The sequence below is a fragment of the Cedecea sp. P7760 genome, assembly GCF_013386425.1.
In the GTDB taxonomy this organism is placed as follows: domain Bacteria; phylum Pseudomonadota; class Gammaproteobacteria; order Enterobacterales; family Enterobacteriaceae; genus Cedecea; species Cedecea selenatireducens.
Genome location: NZ_JACARU010000002.1, coordinates 17957 through 34427, shown reverse-complemented (window position 1 = coordinate 34427; position 16471 = coordinate 17957). Strand labels below are relative to the sequence as shown.

17 protein-coding genes are annotated in these 16471 nt (G+C 56.3%); 8 read left to right on the top strand and 9 right to left on the bottom strand.

The annotated features are described in order from the left end of the window. Positions 1–75 precede the first annotated feature (75 nt). On the bottom strand, positions 76–135 hold the full coding sequence (ypfM, locus tag HX778_RS00460; protein ID WP_115586383.1) for a protein YpfM: 60 nt from the start codon (positions 133–135) through the stop codon (positions 76–78). A 202-nt stretch (positions 136–337) separates the two neighbouring features. Between ypfM and HX778_RS00455 the strand changes: the two genes are divergently transcribed. From HX778_RS00455 to HX778_RS00445, 3 genes are read left to right on the top strand one after another with little or no spacing between them, the layout of a single operon-like run. After that, positions 338–694: an ArsC family reductase gene (locus HX778_RS00455; RefSeq protein ID WP_038480356.1), complete on the top strand. Its 357-nt coding sequence runs from the start codon at positions 338–340 to the stop codon at positions 692–694. A gap of 4 nt (positions 695–698) precedes the next feature. After that, positions 699–1826: a succinyl-diaminopimelate desuccinylase gene (gene dapE / locus HX778_RS00450; protein ID WP_038480353.1), complete on the top strand. Its 1128-nt coding sequence runs from the start codon at positions 699–701 to the stop codon at positions 1824–1826. 28 nt (positions 1827–1854) lie between these two features. After that, the gene (locus HX778_RS00445) at positions 1855–2043 is read left to right on the top strand and encodes a YpfN family protein (RefSeq protein WP_038480350.1); all 189 of its coding nucleotides are present in this window, start codon (positions 1855–1857) and stop codon (positions 2041–2043) included. Positions 2044–2085: 42 nt separating this feature from the next. On the opposite strand, the gene ypfH is transcribed toward HX778_RS00445, so the two are convergent. The 6 genes from ypfH to dapA form a co-directional block, all read right to left on the bottom strand. Then, positions 2086–2781: an esterase gene (gene ypfH, locus HX778_RS00440; protein WP_176981043.1), complete on the bottom strand. Its 696-nt coding sequence runs from the start codon at positions 2779–2781 to the stop codon at positions 2086–2088. 72 nt (positions 2782–2853) lie between these two features. Next, positions 2854–4884: a tRNA(Met) cytidine acetyltransferase TmcA gene (locus tag HX778_RS00435; RefSeq protein ID WP_176981042.1), complete on the bottom strand. Its 2031-nt coding sequence runs from the start codon at positions 4882–4884 to the stop codon at positions 2854–2856. Positions 4885–4887: 3 nt separating this feature from the next. Then, positions 4888–5766 (bottom strand): neutral zinc metallopeptidase, encoded by an 879-nt coding sequence (locus HX778_RS00430; RefSeq protein WP_038480344.1) that lies wholly within the window; start codon positions 5764–5766, stop codon positions 4888–4890. Between the two features lie 133 nt (positions 5767–5899). Then, positions 5900–6613, bottom strand: a complete 714-nt coding sequence (purC, locus tag HX778_RS00425) for a phosphoribosylaminoimidazolesuccinocarboxamide synthase (RefSeq protein WP_038480341.1) — start codon at positions 6611–6613, stop codon at positions 5900–5902. Positions 6614–6815: 202 nt separating this feature from the next. Further along, positions 6816–7850 carry an outer membrane protein assembly factor BamC gene (gene bamC / locus HX778_RS00420; RefSeq protein WP_176981041.1) on the bottom strand — a complete coding sequence of 345 codons (1035 nt, stop codon included), beginning with the start codon at positions 7848–7850 and terminating at the stop codon, positions 6816–6818. 16 nt (positions 7851–7866) lie between these two features. Beyond that, positions 7867–8745, bottom strand: a complete 879-nt coding sequence (gene dapA, locus HX778_RS00415; protein ID WP_038480336.1) for a 4-hydroxy-tetrahydrodipicolinate synthase — start codon at positions 8743–8745, stop codon at positions 7867–7869. A 146-nt stretch (positions 8746–8891) separates the two neighbouring features. Here dapA and HX778_RS00410 point away from each other — a divergent pair, with 146 nt between their 5' ends. After that, positions 8892–9446 (top strand): glycine cleavage system transcriptional repressor, encoded by a 555-nt coding sequence (locus tag HX778_RS00410; protein WP_038480332.1) that lies wholly within the window; start codon positions 8892–8894, stop codon positions 9444–9446. A gap of 15 nt (positions 9447–9461) precedes the next feature. Next, complete coding sequence (bcp, locus tag HX778_RS00405; RefSeq protein ID WP_176981040.1) at positions 9462–9932, top strand: thioredoxin-dependent thiol peroxidase; 471 nt, start codon at positions 9462–9464, stop codon at positions 9930–9932. A 45-nt stretch (positions 9933–9977) separates the two neighbouring features. Here bcp and HX778_RS00400 read toward each other — a convergent pair whose 3' ends face one another. Continuing rightward, positions 9978–11054 carry an AI-2E family transporter gene (locus tag HX778_RS00400; protein WP_038480327.1) on the bottom strand — a complete coding sequence of 359 codons (1077 nt, stop codon included), beginning with the start codon at positions 11052–11054 and terminating at the stop codon, positions 9978–9980. A 203-nt stretch (positions 11055–11257) separates the two neighbouring features. Here HX778_RS00400 and bepA point away from each other — a divergent pair, with 203 nt between their 5' ends. Both bepA and arsC read left to right on the top strand, forming a co-directional pair. Continuing rightward, on the top strand, positions 11258–12721 hold the full coding sequence (gene bepA / locus HX778_RS00395) for a beta-barrel assembly-enhancing protease (protein WP_176981039.1): 1464 nt from the start codon (positions 11258–11260) through the stop codon (positions 12719–12721). An 11-nt stretch (positions 12722–12732) separates the two neighbouring features. Beyond that, entirely contained in the window at positions 12733–13089 is a 357-nt protein-coding gene (gene arsC, locus HX778_RS00390) for an arsenate reductase (glutaredoxin) (RefSeq protein WP_176981038.1), read from the top strand. Between the two features lie 31 nt (positions 13090–13120). Here the strand turns inward: arsC and opgB are convergent, their stop codons facing one another. After that, on the bottom strand, positions 13121–15409 hold the full coding sequence (gene opgB / locus HX778_RS00385) for a phosphatidylglycerol--membrane-oligosaccharide glycerophosphotransferase (protein WP_176981050.1): 2289 nt from the start codon (positions 15407–15409) through the stop codon (positions 13121–13123). 434 nt (positions 15410–15843) lie between these two features. Here opgB and ahpC point away from each other — a divergent pair, with 434 nt between their 5' ends. Continuing rightward, the gene (gene ahpC, locus HX778_RS00380; protein ID WP_008460202.1) at positions 15844–16407 is read left to right on the top strand and encodes an alkyl hydroperoxide reductase subunit C; all 564 of its coding nucleotides are present in this window, start codon (positions 15844–15846) and stop codon (positions 16405–16407) included. Positions 16408–16471 lie beyond the last annotated feature (64 nt).

The window sequence follows — 16471 nt, the reverse complement described above, 5'->3', positions numbered from 1 at the left end:
AGGGTCGCCTTTTACTGATGTTCGCTGAGTATTCAGTAACAGAATATCGCGCCGTTGCTTTTTATGCCGGAACGCTTATTTACGCAACATATCTTCGATGAAGTCTTTCCACTGCCCTAATTCGTGCTCGATCATAACCGCCTCTCTTGATGTTGGCGCAATTATACGCGGATATATTCTGCGATTGAACCCTTTTTGAGCGGCTAAGTCTTGAGCGCCTTCACAAATATATTGTTAGCAGAATAATGATTTAGCCTGAAATCGCGGCTCGATAATTCCCCGCACCTGCGGCAAAATGGTTGCCCTCTGAAAAATTAAAACGGGACCGACCGCCACCATGATCACCATGTACGGCATTAAAAACTGCGACACCATCAAAAAGGCGCGCCGCTTTCTGGAAGCTCAGGGCGTCGATTATCAATTTCACGACTACCGCGTTGACGGGCTGGACGCCGCGCTGCTGAACGGGTTTATCGCAGAACTCGGCTGGGAAGCGTTGCTTAATACGCGCGGGACCACCTGGCGCAAGCTGGATGAAGCCCATCGCGCGTCCATCAACGACGCACAAAGCGCGGCAGCGCTGATGCTGGAGATGCCGGCAATCATCAAACGCCCATTGCTCTGCGCGCCCGGTCAGCCTATGCTGCTGGGTTTCAACGAAACTCACTATCAGCAGTTTATCAACGAGGTATAGTCTTATGTCCTGCCCGGTTATTGAGCTGACGCAACAGCTTATTCGTCGCCCTTCCCTGAGCCCGGATGATGCCGGTTGCCAGGCGCTGCTGATTGAACGCCTGCGCGCGATTGGTTTTACCGTTGAACACATGGATTTTGGCGATACCCAGAACTTCTGGGCCTGGCGTGGACAGGGCGAAACGCTGGCGTTTGCCGGACATACCGACGTGGTCCCGTCAGGCGATGCCGACCGCTGGATCAACCCACCGTTTGAACCGACCATTCGCGACGGGATGCTGTTTGGCCGCGGTGCCGCAGACATGAAAGGTTCGCTGGCCGCGATGGTGGTGGCCGCAGAGCGTTTCGTCGCCCAGCATCCAAACCATAAAGGCCGCCTGGCGTTTCTCATCACCTCCGATGAAGAAGCCAGCGCGACCAACGGCACGGTTAAGGTCGTTGAGGCGCTGATGGCGCGTCGCGAACGCCTGGACTACTGCCTCGTAGGCGAGCCGTCCAGTACTGAAATCGTCGGCGACGTGGTGAAAAACGGCCGTCGCGGCTCTCTGACCTGTAACCTGACTATTCACGGCGTGCAGGGCCACGTTGCCTACCCGCATCTGGCGGATAACCCGGTGCACCGCGCGGCCCCGATGCTCGCAGAGCTGACGGGGATTGAGTGGGACAAAGGCAACGAGTTCTTCCCGGCCACCAGCATGCAGATTGCCAACGTGAAGGCCGGGACCGGCAGCAACAACGTTATCCCAGGCGACATGTTCGTCCAGTTTAACTTCCGCTTCAGCACCGAACTGACCGATGAAGACATCAAGCAGCGCGTTATCGCCCTGCTGGATAAGTACGAACTGCGCTATACCGTCGAGTGGTGGCTTTCCGGCCAGCCGTTCCTGACCTCACGCGGTAAGCTGGTGGATGCGGTAGTGAACGCCGTTGAGCACTATAATGAGATTAAACCGCAGCTGTTAACCACGGGCGGTACATCTGACGGGCGCTTTATCGCTCGCATGGGGGCTCAGGTTGTTGAGCTGGGGCCGGTGAATGCCACCATTCATAAAATCAATGAATGCGTAAACGCCGCCGACCTGCAGCTGCTGGCCCGGATGTACCAGCGCATTATGGAACAGCTTGTCGCCTGACGGGCAGTCAACTGAACGAGGTATCAGCATGGAATGGCTATCGCATTACTGGTGGATTATCGTCCTGGTGTTATTGGTGGGGATGTTTATTAACGTCATTAAAGACCTGAGCCGGATAGATCCGAAGAAGTACATGGCAGACAAACCCGAGCTTCCGCCGCATCGTGATTTTAACGATAAGTGGGACGACGAGGACGACTGGCCTAAGAAGAAATAGCCAGACGCCTCACTCCGGGTGATTCCGGAGTGAGGCGCATATTTACAGTAGCTCAATCAGATCATCATCTTTCGGTGCTCCGCCGCCGCTCAAAGCCTCATCAAAATAGTGCTTCGGCACGGTGTAGCGCAGGTGATCCAGCGCCGCCTTCATGCTGCGGTCGTCGATCGCATGCCCCAGGGAATCAATCAGATCCAGCGTGACGTCCCCACCCAGGCTAAGTAATTTCTCGGCGGCATCTACCGAATGCGTCGCGTGGATCACTTTGTCATTATCGCCGTGAATCAGGTGAATCGTGGTGCTGGTAGACGCCTGCTGCGGCAGCTCCGCGTAACGCCCGCTAAAGGCGATGACGCGTGCCGCAAGGCCTGGCTGCGCTTTAATACTTTCCAGCGCCATGATAGCCCCCTGCGAAAAGCCGATCAGCGCGGTGGCCGTTGGCGGCACGCCGCTTTGCTGCTGCCAGTAGCGCACGGTTTCAATAAAGGCTGGCATCACGGCATCCACCCGCTGCTGGCGGTTTTCCTCCGTCACGCCCGCCACGGAGAACCACTCCCGGCCAGCGCCGCTTTGGTCCGGGCCGCTAATACTGACCACCAGTGCGTCAGGAAATTCCGGAGCAAACCAGCTGCCGATTTCGCCCATCGCTTTCGCCGTGTCACCCACGCCGTGGAACAGCAGTATCAGTTGGCTGGCCGGTGTGGCTGGGCTTTGGACAACAAAATGGTCATGTTTCATGGTTTTCTCCTGGTTGATGGAGACAACTATACGCCGCCGTCAGGGGATGACCATGCCGTTTCATTGAACAAGTTAGTGGAATTTTTGCAATTGCAAAATACCGTTTCGCAGCGCCTCTGTCCTTGCCTGATCCAGGTTTTCCAGCGCGCTTCGAGCTTCCTCACGCATCAGCGCAAGCAACGCTTTTTTGCCAGAAAGCCCCAGCCGCTGGCTAAGGACTTCGCTGCTTTCACGCCGCTCGAGGCGACCGCGCAGGGCGTGAAGCGGTAAAGGGCTCGCCAGCAGAAGGCGATTCAACGCGCCCAGGCAGGCTTCCAGCGGACGATGCGCGAAAGCAAAGCCGGACAGCTCTTCCCAGTCTGCTGCCAACAATTCTGTTGGGCTATCCGTGGTCAGAGGCAAAGACAATTCCAGCCAGATTTTTTGCCATGGCCAGTCTCGCTGTAGCCGCTGCCGCTCATGGCTTGTTAACGCCTCGCCTTCCGGCGTGAGCGGCAATAGCGCCATCGCGCTGTAGCAGCCGCTGCTGGCTTCTTTATGGCTGCCGATACGCACCAGCTCAAACCCGCAGCGCTGCCAGAAGCGCCATAGCTCATCGGTGTAGCCGAAGCTGACCGAGAGATAGTCATATCGAGCCTTCGCGGCCTGGCGCGCAAGCTGTATCATGCTGGCGCCAATATGTTCGCGCTGGCGCAGAGGATGAACGGCAATGCGGCTGATGCGCAGCCCACGCAGCGTAGCGGCAAGCGGGCTGCCACCATGCGCCGCCAGCGATTGCGCCACCAGATTGCCTTTGGGGCGACGGAATCCGGCCCACACGTTCCGGCTCAGGTTTTCATCCAGCCCGCCCTCTTCGACCATCCATAATGCACCTGCGCATAGCTCTCCTGCGCTGGCCGCGATGAAATGCTGGCCGGGAGCATCAAGCATGCGCCTCCAGTCGAGGGGGGAGGTACGGTAATGTGCGCCGGAGAGCAGCCGGTACATCTGCTGCAGCTGTTCCTGTTTTTGCGACCAGTCAGCTTGATCCACGACCTGTAATACCGGATCGCCCTGCGGGAAGTGCTCAAGATCCGGCTCATCGAACAGCATGATCCGGTCAACGACATGTTCCAGCGGATCGTTTTGCGCCCAGCGGATCGGCGTATCAAGCGTGAAGCGCCTGAGTGACGGCAGCTTTGCGCAAAACTTCAGTAAAAAACCGCGCCCCGTTCCCTCGTACCCTTGCACGGTCGTGGTCAGCAAAACGCGCGGGAAGCGTTCGATCAACTGGCGTAATAGCGGAGCTGGAATCGCAGCCGCCTCATCAACAACCAGCCAGTCATACGCCGGCAGATCGTGTTCGGCAGCCAGCGCGTCCGGAGCCATAAACTGGAAAGATTCTCCCGCATAGCGAGCCAAAACGTCGGTAGCGGCCTTTGCAGGAGCGGTGACCAGAGAATCGCCAGGGCTGCGGCCAACCAACATACCGGCCAGAGCAGACTTGCCCCGCCCTCTGGCCGCCGTCACCACCGCCACGCCGCGCTCCATCTCAGACAAATTATCGAGAATGGCTGCCTGCTCCTGCTCAGGCGCACCGCTTGCGGGCTGCCAGTCAGGACGAAAAGCAAAACGATTCAGGATTAACGGCTCATGCTGCTGCCACAGCACGGACTCTGAATCCTGCCGTATGCAGCGCTGCAGATGGGAAACAAAATGAGGCACAGGGATCGCCCGGGGAGTATCGCTCCAGCGGCAGGAATCTTCATCGGGAAGCGAAGGCCAAAGCGGCCAGTCTGGCGTCAGCAACAGCAGCCAGCTGCCCGCTTTAAGCATGCCGGAAAGCGCCGCGAGCGCGGCGGCATCCAGCCCGAGCCTGGCATCGAATACGGCATGCTGGAACTCACGTCCCAGCATGCTCCGCACCGCCGAGGGTACACAGTGAAAAGGCAGCTCAGGTGACGCGCCAACCCACAGCCAGTCTCCGGGTAAAGAAGCCGACAGCGTGGCAACCTGCTGGCTGCTCCATTCACTTTCGCCGGCCAGCACCATCAGCCGACGAATGCCCGTTTGCTGCATTTGCGTCGTCGCCAGCTGCAGCTGCTCTATCGTCCCTGCGGTCATTGATTAACGGAGCGCATTGCCGAAGGTGTTGCACTGGGACGGATCGCCGCCGTCAAAACCACGCTTGAACCAGGTGTAGCGCTGCTCTGAAGTGCCGTGGGTAAAGCTGTCCGGCACCACGCGCCCCTGGCTTTGCTGCTGCAGGCGATCGTCCCCGATGGCTTCGGCAGCGTTGAGCGCCTCTTTCAGATCGCCCGAGTCGAGCACCTGCTGTTTCTGCATACTGTTACCCCAGACGCCGGCGAAGCAGTCGGCCTGAAGCTCCATTTTCACCGACAGGCGATTGCCTTCGGCCTGAGACGCATTCTGCTGGAGCTGGCGCACTTTCGGCTCAATGCCCAGCAGCTTCTGCACGTGGTGACCTACTTCGTGAGCAATCACGTACCCCTGGGCAAAGTCGCCGCCTGCACCTAGCTTATTGCGCATATCGTCGTAGAAAGAGAGGTCGATATAGACGGTACTGTCCGCCGGGCAGTAGAACGGCCCCATCACGGACTGGCCGGTACCACAGCCGGTACGCGTTGCCCCGCGATACATCACCAGCTTAGGTTGCTGGTAGGTGCGGCCCATTTTCTGGAAAATTTCACCCCAGGTATCTTCGGTTGTCGCCAGAATTACCGAGGTAAACTTAGCGGCCTCGTCGTCTTTCGGACTGATGGTACGCTGCTGGGAAGATTGCTGGGAGACTTGCGGCTCGCCGGACAGGAAGGAAGTAAGATCGACGCCGTAATAGCTTGCCACAATAACCACGACAAGCAGCACCAGGCCACCTTTACCCCGAGGTATGCGGAATCCGCCGCCGCCCATGCTCATGCCGGGGCCGGAGGCGTCATTGCGCCTGTCCTCTACGTTGTCGCTTTCGCGACGTCCTTGCCAACGCATACGTTCATCCTCATTCACAACTTGTAATGGATAGATCGTAGGTGGTTACCGGCAGGATTACCATAAGAACAGGCAGCGAAAAAACAGGGTGCGCAAAAACGCACCCCATTGCGCAACGTAAACGATTGCGTGGTTAGTCTAATTTAACGCCGAGACGGTGAGCAACTTCCTCATACGCTTCAATCAGGCCACCCAAGCTCTGGCGGAAACGGTCTTTGTCCATCTTATCAAGCGTTTCTTTGTCCCACAGGCGGCTGCCGTCCGGGGAGAACTCGTCGCCCAGCACCACTTCGCCTTTGAACAGGCCAAACTCCAGCTTGAAGTCCACGAGGATCAGGCCAGCGTCATCAAACAGCTTGCTCAGCACGTCGTTAGCTTTGTAGCTCAGCTCGCGCATGCGGGCCAGATTCTCTTTGCTCACCCAGCCAAAGGTTTCGCAGTAAGATTCATTGACCATCGGGTCGTGCATGGCGTCGTTTTTCAGGAACAGATCGAACAGCGGTGGGTTCAGCTCGATACCTTCTTCAATGCCAAGGCGCTTCACCAGAGAACCCGCGGCGCGGTTACGAATCACGCACTCCACCGGCACCATGTCGAGCTTTTTCACCAGCACTTCGTTATCAGACAGCAGCGCTTCCATCTGGGTCGGAATACCCGCTTCTTCCAGTTTGGCCATAATGAAATGGTTAAACTTGTTGTTTACCATGCCTTTACGGTCGAACTGCTCGATGCGTGCACCGTCACCTGCTGACGTATCGTTACGGAATTCGAGCACCAACAGATCCGGGTTTTCCGTACTGTAAACGGTCTTCGCTTTGCCGCGATACAACTCAGCTTGCTTTTGCATCTTTCTTACTCCAGGTATAGCGATCGCTTGCGCAATCGGAGGGGTTTACCCGTCATACTTCAAGCTGCATGTGCGTTGGTTGCTCCTGCTCACTCCGGTCACATGGAGATTTCCAGGCTTACCGCCTTCCTGCAGCTCGAATTATTTAGGGTATCTACATAGGCCTAAATAACAAGGGCCGGAATTAACCGGCCCCTGAGTGTTACTTGCTGAATGCTGCCTGGAAGACAGCGACCAGCGCATCGTTCTGAGACTGCGTCAGCGGATGCCCTTTCGGGTCGATGAACTGCAGGCTGCTGCGGTTATCGAGGTCGCCAACCTGCAGCTTATAGTCACCGTTCACCAGACCCGGATCTTTCGCCCCGAGGTCGCTCCAGCTGCCGTCAGACAACGCCTTGTAGGTCACCGCGATACTGCCCTGAGAACGGGTGGTATCGGTCACCTTCATGCCTGCTTTTTCAAGCGCGGCCGGCAGGCGGGTCCACACGACGTTGAACGGCGCACGCACCACCAGCATTGGCAGGCCGGTGTCATCCGCGGCGCTCTGCACGTCAAGCTGGGCAGAGCTGCGGTTTTCCTGCGCATTCTGACGCGAGGTTTCAGACTTATCGAGGCCGGCACTGATGGTGTTCAGCATTTGCGCGCTGTAGCGCTGCAGAGCCGAAGCATCCGCGACCGGTTTGCCGCCCTGCTCAAGGTTCAGCAGTTTGACAACGACCGACTGCTGGTAGCCCTGCGGCTGCACGCTAATCTGGTAACGTCCACGGTACTGCACGTCTTCGTCAGCGCGGTTCCACTGTACCCAGTCGGTAGTCAGGGTTTGGCCGGCATCGTTACGTTGAGCGATCGCGTAGTTCTCGGACTGCAGAATGCTCACCACCTGAGACCACAGGCCGCTCGCCTTGTTGGCTTCAACTTGCAGCGTGGCGGTATCACCGGTGAACTGGGTGCGAGCCCCGTTCACCAATGCCAGAGCCTGTGCCGGTGGGCGAATATCCAGCTGCTTGCCTACTCCACCACTGCCGTTAGTGACCGGAATGTTGTAATCGCCATTCTGAATCGGCAGGATCATCCCCGCCGGAGCGTGGATTTCCGCAAGTGGGGTTGCATCCAGGTAGGACTCATCGCCGCTAACCTGACGCTTGTAACGCTGATCGGAACTGCACGCCGCTAACAGCATGGCGAGCGAAACAACAGCAACTTTTGCCACCGTCGACTTCTGTACTGAGTAAGCCATCAAATCTCCCTAAGCTTTACAGCAGACCGGCATGCTTAAGCGCGCTAATAATCACCGGGCGACTTGCGTCGGTCAGCGGCGTCATCGGCAGGCGTAAGGTATCGGTTGCCACAAGACCCAACTCCCTGGCGGCCCATTTCACCGGGATAGGGTTGGGTTCTACAAACAATTTATGGTGCAGCGGCATCAGACGCTGATTAATTTCGCGAGCCTGTGCAAATTGCCCTGAGGTGGCCAGTTTACACATTTCCGCCATCTCACGCGCGGCTACGTTTGCGGTCACGGAAATTACGCCGTGGCCACCAAGCTGAATAAAGTCCAGCGCGCTGGCGTCATCGCCGCTCACCAGGATGAAGTCATCTTCAACCAGCTCTTTGATCTGGTTTACGCGGCTTAAGTTCCCGGTAGCTTCTTTGATACCGATAATATTTTTGATTTTCGCCAGGCGGCCAACGGTTTCCGGCAGCATGTCGCAGCCGGTACGAGACGGCACGTTATACAGCATCTGCGGCAGATGGGTGCTTTCAGCAATCGCTTTAAAGTGCTGGAACAGCCCTTCCTGGGTAGGACGGTTGTAATAAGGGGTGACCGTCAGGCAGCCCACAATGCCGCTGTCCTGCAGGTGATGCGTCAGGGAAATCGCTTCGGAAGTCGCGTTAGCACCGGTACCGGCAATAATCGGGATACGCCCGTCGGCCAGTTCAACGGTAAGCTTCACTACGTCGACGTGTTCGTCGTGGCTTAAGGTAGCCGATTCGCCGGTAGTCCCTACCGAGACAATCGCCGATGTTCCGCTGGCGACATGGTAATCAATCAGTTTTTTCAGGCTGGACCGGCAGACATTACCTTTCTCATCCATCGGCGTAATTATCGCGACAACACTTCCCGTAAACATTAGCCACCCTCTGTGCAAACATGTTCTCCAATGTTACGTTTGGTGCCATAGCAAAAGCAAGCCGCCAGAAGGCGCTAAGCGGTTGGCAGCTTACTTTTTTTATGCTTTCCTAATGTGAATCTCACCGATTGACAGGAAGAACACGCTTGACACCCTCATCACACCATTATTTGGTTATCACAGCCCTGGGGGCGGACCGTCCTGGTATCGTCAATACTATTACCCGCCACGTGAGCAGCTGCGGCTGCAACATCGAAGACAGCCGGCTTGCCATGCTGGGTGAAGAGTTCACCTTTATCATGCTGCTTTCCGGCAGCTGGAACGCGATAACCCTGATCGAATCTACCCTGCCGCTGAAGGGCGCGGAACTCGATCTGTTAATTGTGATGAAACGCACAACCGCCCAGGAAAGACCGGCCACCCCGGCCACGGTTTGGGTACAGGTTGAAGTGGCAGACTCGCCGCACCTGATTGAGCGATTTACCCACCTGTTTGACACCCATCAAATGAACATTGCCGAGCTGGTTTCCCGCACTCAGCCTGCTGAGAACGACGTGGGGCCGCGTCTGTATATCCAGATAACTGCCCACAGCCCAGGTTCACAGGATGCGACAATTATCGAGCAAGCGTTTAAAGCCCTATGTACAGAACTGAAAGCAGAAGGCACTATTAACGTGGTTAACCCACAGCAAGATGATTAAAGACGGAGAGTAGTGATGAGCCCACTGAAAGCCGGTGATAGTGCACCGAAATTTAGCTTGCCCGATCAGGACGGCGAACAAGTAAATTTAACCGACTTCCAGGGACAGAGAGTTCTGGTTTATTTCTATCCAAAAGCGATGACACCAGGCTGCACCGTGCAGGCATGTGGTTTGCGCGACAACATGGATGAGTTGAAAAAGCGTGGCGTGGAAGTGCTGGGCATCAGCACCGACAAGCCGGAAAAACTTTCCCGTTTTGCCGAGAAAGAGCTGCTTAACTTCACCCTTCTTTCTGACGAAGACCATCAGGTCTGCGATCAGTTTGGCGTGTGGGGCGAGAAATCTTTCATGGGCAAAACCTATGACGGCATTCACCGTATCAGCTTCCTGCTGGACGGCGACGGTAAAGTGGAAAAGGTCTTTGATGATTTCAAAACCAGTAACCACCACGATATCGTTGTGAACTGGCTGACAGAAAACGCCTAAGAACACACAAAAAAGCCGACGTCTCAGTCGGCTTTTTTATTCCCGTTATTCCCGGGTGACCGCGTCATCCACCAGCGAAGCATCCGGCCAGGCATGAACGACGGCTTTAATCAGCGTTGCCAGCGGGATAGCGAAGAACACGCCCCAGAATCCCCACAGCCCGCCGAAAATCACCACCGACAGAATAATCACCAGCGGATGAAGGTTGACCGCCTCCGAAAACAGCACCGGCACCAGCAGGTTGCCGTCGAGCGCCTGAATAATCAGGTACACCCCAAACAGCGTCCAGAACTCAGTGCCGAGGCCAAACTGGAACAGCGCCACGCAGATAACCGGAATAGTGACCACAAACGCGCCGATGTACGGAATAAGCACCGAGAAGCCCACCAGCACCGCCAGCAGCAGCGAATAGTTCAGCCCGAAGACAATAAAGCCGATATAGGTCGCCACGCCAACGACGATCATTTCCAGCACTTTGCCGCGAATATAGTTGGTGATTTGCTGGTTCATCTCCAGCCAGACCTGCCCCGCCAGGCCACGGTTGCGCGGCAGAACGCGGCGCACGGCGTTCAGCATCTGCTCTTTATCCTTCACCAGGAAGAACACCATCAGCGGAACCAGAATCAGATAGATAGCCAGCGTCAGCAGCCCAACCAGCGACGCCAGGGAGAATTTCACCACCTGGTCGCCCATGCCTGACAGCCGCCCGCGCACGTTTTCGGCCATGGCGTCGATAATGCCCGCGTCCACCAGCGCCGGGTAGCGCTTCGGCAGCGTGGCGGCAAAATCAGAAAGCTTGTTGAGCATTCCCGGCATATCGCGAATCAGGTTGATCCCCTGCTGCCAGGCGACGGGGGCCACAAACAGCACCATCAGCAGCAAAATGCCGACAAACAGCACCAGCACGATAGTCGTCGCCCACGTTCGGGAACAGCCGACACGCTCCAGGCGCACCGTCGGCCACTCAAGCAAATAGGCCAGAACAATAGCCACCAGCAGCGGCGCCAGCAGGCCATGAAGGAAGAACAGAATGCAAAAGCCCGCCACAAGAATAACCAGCAGCGCAATCGCCTCCGGATCGCTGAAACGACGGCGATACCACTGCAACAACATGTCGAGCATACATCCCTTCCGTGAAGTTTTTTTTGATGGCGAATTGTATCGAAATGTCACCGTAAAGACTTTGCTTTTTACGGCGGATTACAAAGGGATAATCAACCAAATAAAATCTTCGCAGCTTCAACGCCCTACAGTACACTTCTTTAAGCGAACAAACTTGTACTCATCGTGTCAAAATCTGACAACGACTAAACGGGACAGTAGTTATGGTTAGGCAGTTGAAAAAGACCCTGATTGCAACACTTACGGCCGCACTGCTGGCGGGAAGCGCACTCCCTGTAAACGCGGATGTGACTGACCAGCTTCCCGACATGGGGACATCCGCGGGCAGCACGCTGTCTATCGCCCAGGAAATGCAGATGGGCGATTTTTACGTCCGTCAGCTGCGAGGCAGCGCCCCGCTGATTAACGATCCGTTGCTCACGCAGTACATTAACTCGCTGGGGATGCGGCTGGTCAGCCACGCCAACTCGGTGAAAACGCCTTTCCACTTCTTCTTAATCAACAACGACGAAATTAACGCCTTCGCCTTCTTTGGCGGCAACGTGGTGCTGCATTCGGCGCTGTTCCGCTATGCCGACTCAGAAAGCCAGCTGGCTTCGGTTATGGCTCACGAGATTTCCCACGTGACCCAGCGCCACCTGGCGCGTGCGATGGAAGACCAGAAGAAAAATGCGCCGCTGACCTGGGTGGGCGCGCTGGGCTCGATCCTGCTGGCGATGGCGAGCCCACAGGCAGGGATGGCCGCGCTGTCCGGTACGTTGGCCGGGACTCAGCAAGGCATGATCAGCTTTACCCAGCAGAACGAGCAGGAGGCAGACCGCATTGGCATTCAGGTGCTGCAGCGTTCGGGCTTTGATCCACAGGCGATGCCGGGCTTCCTCGAAAAACTGCTCGACCAGGCTCGCTACTCTTCTCGCCCACCTGAAATTCTGCTGACTCACCCGCTGCCGGAAAGCCGCCTGGCGGACGCCCGCAACCGTGCCAACCAAATGCGCCCGGTAGTTGTGCAGTCCTCAGAAAACTTCTATATGGCAAAGGTTCGCACCCTCGGGATGTATAACTCAGGACGGAATCAGCTGACCCCGGACCTGCTGGATACCTGGTCAAAAGGCAACGTGCGTGAGCAAAGCGCGGCGCAATACGGGCGAGCGCTGCAGGCTTTACAGGCGGATAAATATGACGAAGCAAGAAAAGCGCTTCAGCCGCTGCTTGCCGCCCAGCCGGCAAACCCCTGGTATCTCGATCTGGCGACAGATATCGACCTCGGCCAGCACAAGGCAAACGACGCTATCAACCGGCTGAAAAACGCCCCGGATCTGAAGAACAACCCGGTGCTGCAGCTGAACCTCGCCAACGCTTATCTTGAAGGCGGGCAGCCCGCCGAAACGGCAACGCTGCTTAACCGCTACACCTTCGCCCATCCAGACGATACCAACGGCTGGGATCTGCTGGCTCAGGCGCAGGGCAAACTAGGCAACCGCGATCAGGAGCTGGCGGCGCGCGCCGAAGTCATGGCGCTAAACGGCCGTCTGGATCAGGCCATTTCGCTGCTCGGCAGCGCCAGCTCGCAGGTGAAGCTCGGCAGCCTGCAGCAGGCCAGGTACGACGCCCGTATCGATCAGCTGCGCCAGCTACAGCAGCGCTTTAAACCTTATATGAAGATGTAACAGGAGTCCGTATGTCCAAGAAGGTCGAAATTTACCACAACCCACGCTGCTCCAAGAGCCGCGAAACGCTGAACCTGCTAAAGGAAAACGGCGTCGATCCGGAGGTGGTGCTTTATCTGGAAACCCCACCGGACGCAGCGACCATCCAGTCGCTGCTGAAGAAGCTGGGCTTCACCAGCGCGCGTGAACTGATGCGCCGCAAAGAAGACCTGTACAAAGAGCTAAAGCTGGATGACGCCAGCCTCAGCGAAGGAGCGCTTATTAACGCCATGGTTGAGCACCCGAAACTCATCGAGCGCCCTATCGTTCTCGCCAATGGGAAAGCCCGTATTGGCCGCCCGCCTGAGCAGGTGCTCGAGATCCTCTAACCTGCCCCGCCCGTTCCCTTCCGGGAGCGGGTTAGCCGCTCACCGGCACAATTTTCAGCTCAGCTAGCCCCACGCCAAGCTTGCGCGGATCGTGCCCCAGAATATTGCCCTCGTTGGACAGCTGCGGCTTCGGTGGCTCAATGGTCAGCACCTTGCTGCCTTCAGGGTTATCAAAGCGCAGCGTGACGGTAGAGAGCTGGTCGCCAAAGGTGATGGTCTGCTCTTCATCACCGACCTTCACCGAAATCGGCTCGCCGACGTTCGGGCCGAAGGCTTTCGCCATCAGCACCAGATCGAACGTTGCCGGCAGCGGATCCTGATACTCAATCGTCACAGCCGGAGCCATGTTGGCGTTTGACCAGCGGCCCCAGGCTTCCGGGCGCGAAATGCCGCTGAACTGCTTCACGCTTTGCGGCGCCCCGGCCACGTTGAAGATGAAGCTGTCCGCCTGGTAGCGAATGCTGTTTTCATCCGCCTTCAGCAAGGCAACGTTGTTTTTAAAACGCTCGTTACTCTGCGTTTGCCCGTCAAACTGCACGTTGTACTCGTCCAGCGGCTTGTCCACCCGCCTTACCGTTGGCTCGCCGCCCAGCTGCCCCTGAGCCACACAGAGCCCGGTAGAAAGCGCGAGCTGTGGCTCCCACAGGCGCGCCATTTTGTAGCAGCGGTCGGCCCAGATAAACCTATCGTCACTTTTAAAATCAGCCAGCTGATAGCGCAATGGCGCGGAATATTCACTTTCCGGCAGCGGCTCAATTTTACCTTTACCGATCTTCAGCAGCAGCGGCAGCTTGAAGTGCGCGCCGGAGTAGCTGAACGTGTTTTTCTTCTGGTCGATGCTGTAGCGGCTGATGGTTTTCGGGAAGTTCCACAAATCGATCACGTCCGGCTTCCACTCGGTGACCTTCTCTTTCAGGTTGGTAAAGACCATCGACAGCGACTCGCCGGACAGGCTGCTGCGCCCCAGGCCGATGTAGTTCCCGCCGCCGAGAATATCCAGCACCGTGGCGCCGTTATCCATCGTGTTGCGCTTCACGGCTTTTATTTCCGCCTGCGGTTTGTCGCCGCGAATCACAAAGAACAGGTTCTGCCTGTCCTGCTTGGTCAGGTATTTATACGCCGTGTTGTTCATCGCCAGATGATCGGAAGAAACCACGATCACCGTATTACGGAAATAAGGCGAGGCTTTGATTTTGTCTATTAGCGCCGCGATATGCTCCTGGCTACAGGAGACGGCGCTAAAAGAGCGGTTTTCTTTGCCATCGTAGCTGTAGCTGCGGCGGTTACAGGTGCGCGAAATAAAGCCGTCCGGGTGATGGGTGTCGACCGTCAGCGTAAACAGCGAGAAGCGCTTCCCGGCCTTAGAAAGCTCGATAAACTTGTCATAAGCTTCGTCCAGCACCGTATCATCGTAAAAGCCCCAGTTATTCTTGTAATTCGGGTCGGCCACCATCCCCTTCAGCTCCTGCGCGCCGTACATATGCTCGAAGCCGTGGGACTGCAGGAAAATGTCTTTGCCGGCAAAGCGCAGGTCCGCGCCCTGAATAAAGTAGTTTTGATAGCCCGATGCCTTAAGAATATCGCCGAGGCAGATGTTCTTCGGGAAGAAGCTCGACATCGACGCCGAAGAGTTTCCCTCAAACGGGGCAAACAGCGGGACACCGCACTGCGAGGCCACAATACCCGCGATGGTGTAATCCATGCCCGCCATCTGGCTGGTGTGGCTGAAATCTATCGCCTGGCTTTTCAGGGCGTTCAGCTCGGGCGCTAAGTCAGGAAACGCCTGCTCATCAAAATAGGTGCGCTCCAGGCTTTCGCCGTAGATATAGACGAGGTTCAGCTTCGGCTGCTTAATGGTGCCTTCCGGCACTTTATACCAGTCGGCAAAGTCAGACGTGCCGGTACGGGTCTGGGACTTAATCAGCGACACCACCTGCTGATAAGCGGGCGTTGTTTTTATCGAGAACAGGGCCAGAAACAGCGCCAGGGCGCTGTAGCCCAAATGATGAGGATGGTTCTTTCGGCGTAAAATCCAGGTCAGACCGCCAAATATGGCAATCAACCCGACGGCAAGCCCCAGCCCGGGCAGAATGTATTTGCCGACGCCTGCGCCGGTCATGCTGCTGGTGAGCGTGTAGAGCACCGCGTCGTTAATGCCCTCGCCGGTAAAATAGTTACTGGCAAGCAGGGTCACGTTGAGCACGATAAACAGGCCGAGCATCAGCAGGATGATCGTCAGCCACCAGATATTTCGACCGGCTTTTACCGCATACACGGCAATAGCCGCCAAAAACAGCACCAAAGAAAGCAATTCGGACAACGCCAGTACCTCAGTCATCGCGCAGCCCGGCGCGATTTTTCATGCAGAAAAATAACAGCCGGTAATTTAACCTCACTGTCACATGGCTGCAATTCACCTGACATTACTTTGCGCACGACGTCGGGTTTTCAGCAACTGAGGTGCATTTTAGGACTAACGGCCTTTAATAGTTTCCAGCTATTACAACCATCGCTACTACAACGGACCGGGGAATTGACCTTTTTGGCGCTAAAATGCTGTAATTTCGCCGCTGTTATAATTTTTTAAAGTGGAATTGTAACGCGCAACACCGGCCACCCTCGCAACGGGTGGCCTTTTTTATGCCCGCAGAAAACGCTGTTAGGTATTACCTCTTGATTCAATAAAACCTACCCATTAGAGCCCCGGGCTAAAATTCGGTACCTTTCTCCCATCGCAAAACGGAGGAAGTTTAGATGTCTTTAATTAATACCAAAATCAAACCATTCAAAAACCAGGCTTTTAAAAACGGCGAATTCGTTGAAGTCACGGAAAAAGATACCGAAGGCCGCTGGAGCGTTTTCTTCTTCTACCCGGCTGACTTTACTTTCGTTTGCCCGACCGAACTGGGCGACGTGGCTGACCATTACGAAGAACTGCAGAAGCTGGGCGTAGACGTGTATTCCGTCTCTACCGACACCCACTTCACCCACAAAGCGTGGCACGGCAGCTCTGAAACCATCGCTAAAATCAAATACGCGATGATCGGCGACCCAACCGGTGCGCTGACCCGTAACTTCGAAAACATGCGTGAAGACGAAGGTCTGGCAGACCGTGCAACCTTCGTTGTTGACCCACAGGGCATCATCCAGGCTATCGAAGTGACCGCCGAAGGCATTGGCCGTGACGCTTCTGACCTGCTGCGCAAAGTGAAAGCTGCCCAGTACGTAGCTTCTCACCCAGGCGAAGTTTGCCCGGCTAAATGGAAAGAAGGCGAAGCGACTCTGGCTCCATCTCTGGACCTGGTCGGCAAAATCTAAGTTTTACCCGCGTTACCCTCTTTTATTTTACGGCTACGCCTTTTGGTAGCCGTTTTTTTCTCGC

Coding starts and splice junctions, on each gene's coding strand:
- HX778_RS00455 (WP_038480356.1), top strand. CDS start 338: ATGATCACCATGTACGGCATTAAAAACTGCGACACCATCAAAAAGGCG.
- dapE (WP_038480353.1), top strand. CDS start 699: ATGTCCTGCCCGGTTATTGAGCTGACGCAACAGCTTATTCGTCGCCCT.
- HX778_RS00445 (WP_038480350.1), top strand. CDS start 1,855: ATGGAATGGCTATCGCATTACTGGTGGATTATCGTCCTGGTGTTATTG.
- ypfH (WP_176981043.1), bottom strand. CDS start 2,781: ATGAAACATGACCATTTTGTTGTCCAAAGCCCAGCCACACCGGCCAGC.
- HX778_RS00435 (WP_176981042.1), bottom strand. CDS start 4,884: ATGACCGCAGGGACGATAGAGCAGCTGCAGCTGGCGACGACGCAAATG.
- HX778_RS00430 (WP_038480344.1), bottom strand. CDS start 5,766: ATGCGTTGGCAAGGACGTCGCGAAAGCGACAACGTAGAGGACAGGCGC.
- purC (WP_038480341.1), bottom strand. CDS start 6,613: ATGCAAAAGCAAGCTGAGTTGTATCGCGGCAAAGCGAAGACCGTTTAC.
- bamC (WP_176981041.1), bottom strand. CDS start 7,850: ATGGCTTACTCAGTACAGAAGTCGACGGTGGCAAAAGTTGCTGTTGTT.
- dapA (WP_038480336.1), bottom strand. CDS start 8,745: ATGTTTACGGGAAGTGTTGTCGCGATAATTACGCCGATGGATGAGAAA.
- bcp (WP_176981040.1), top strand. CDS start 9,462: ATGAGCCCACTGAAAGCCGGTGATAGTGCACCGAAATTTAGCTTGCCC.
- HX778_RS00400 (WP_038480327.1), bottom strand. CDS start 11,054: ATGCTCGACATGTTGTTGCAGTGGTATCGCCGTCGTTTCAGCGATCCG.
- bepA (WP_176981039.1), top strand. CDS start 11,258: ATGGTTAGGCAGTTGAAAAAGACCCTGATTGCAACACTTACGGCCGCA.
- arsC (WP_176981038.1), top strand. CDS start 12,733: ATGTCCAAGAAGGTCGAAATTTACCACAACCCACGCTGCTCCAAGAGC.
- ahpC (WP_008460202.1), top strand. CDS start 15,844: ATGTCTTTAATTAATACCAAAATCAAACCATTCAAAAACCAGGCTTTT.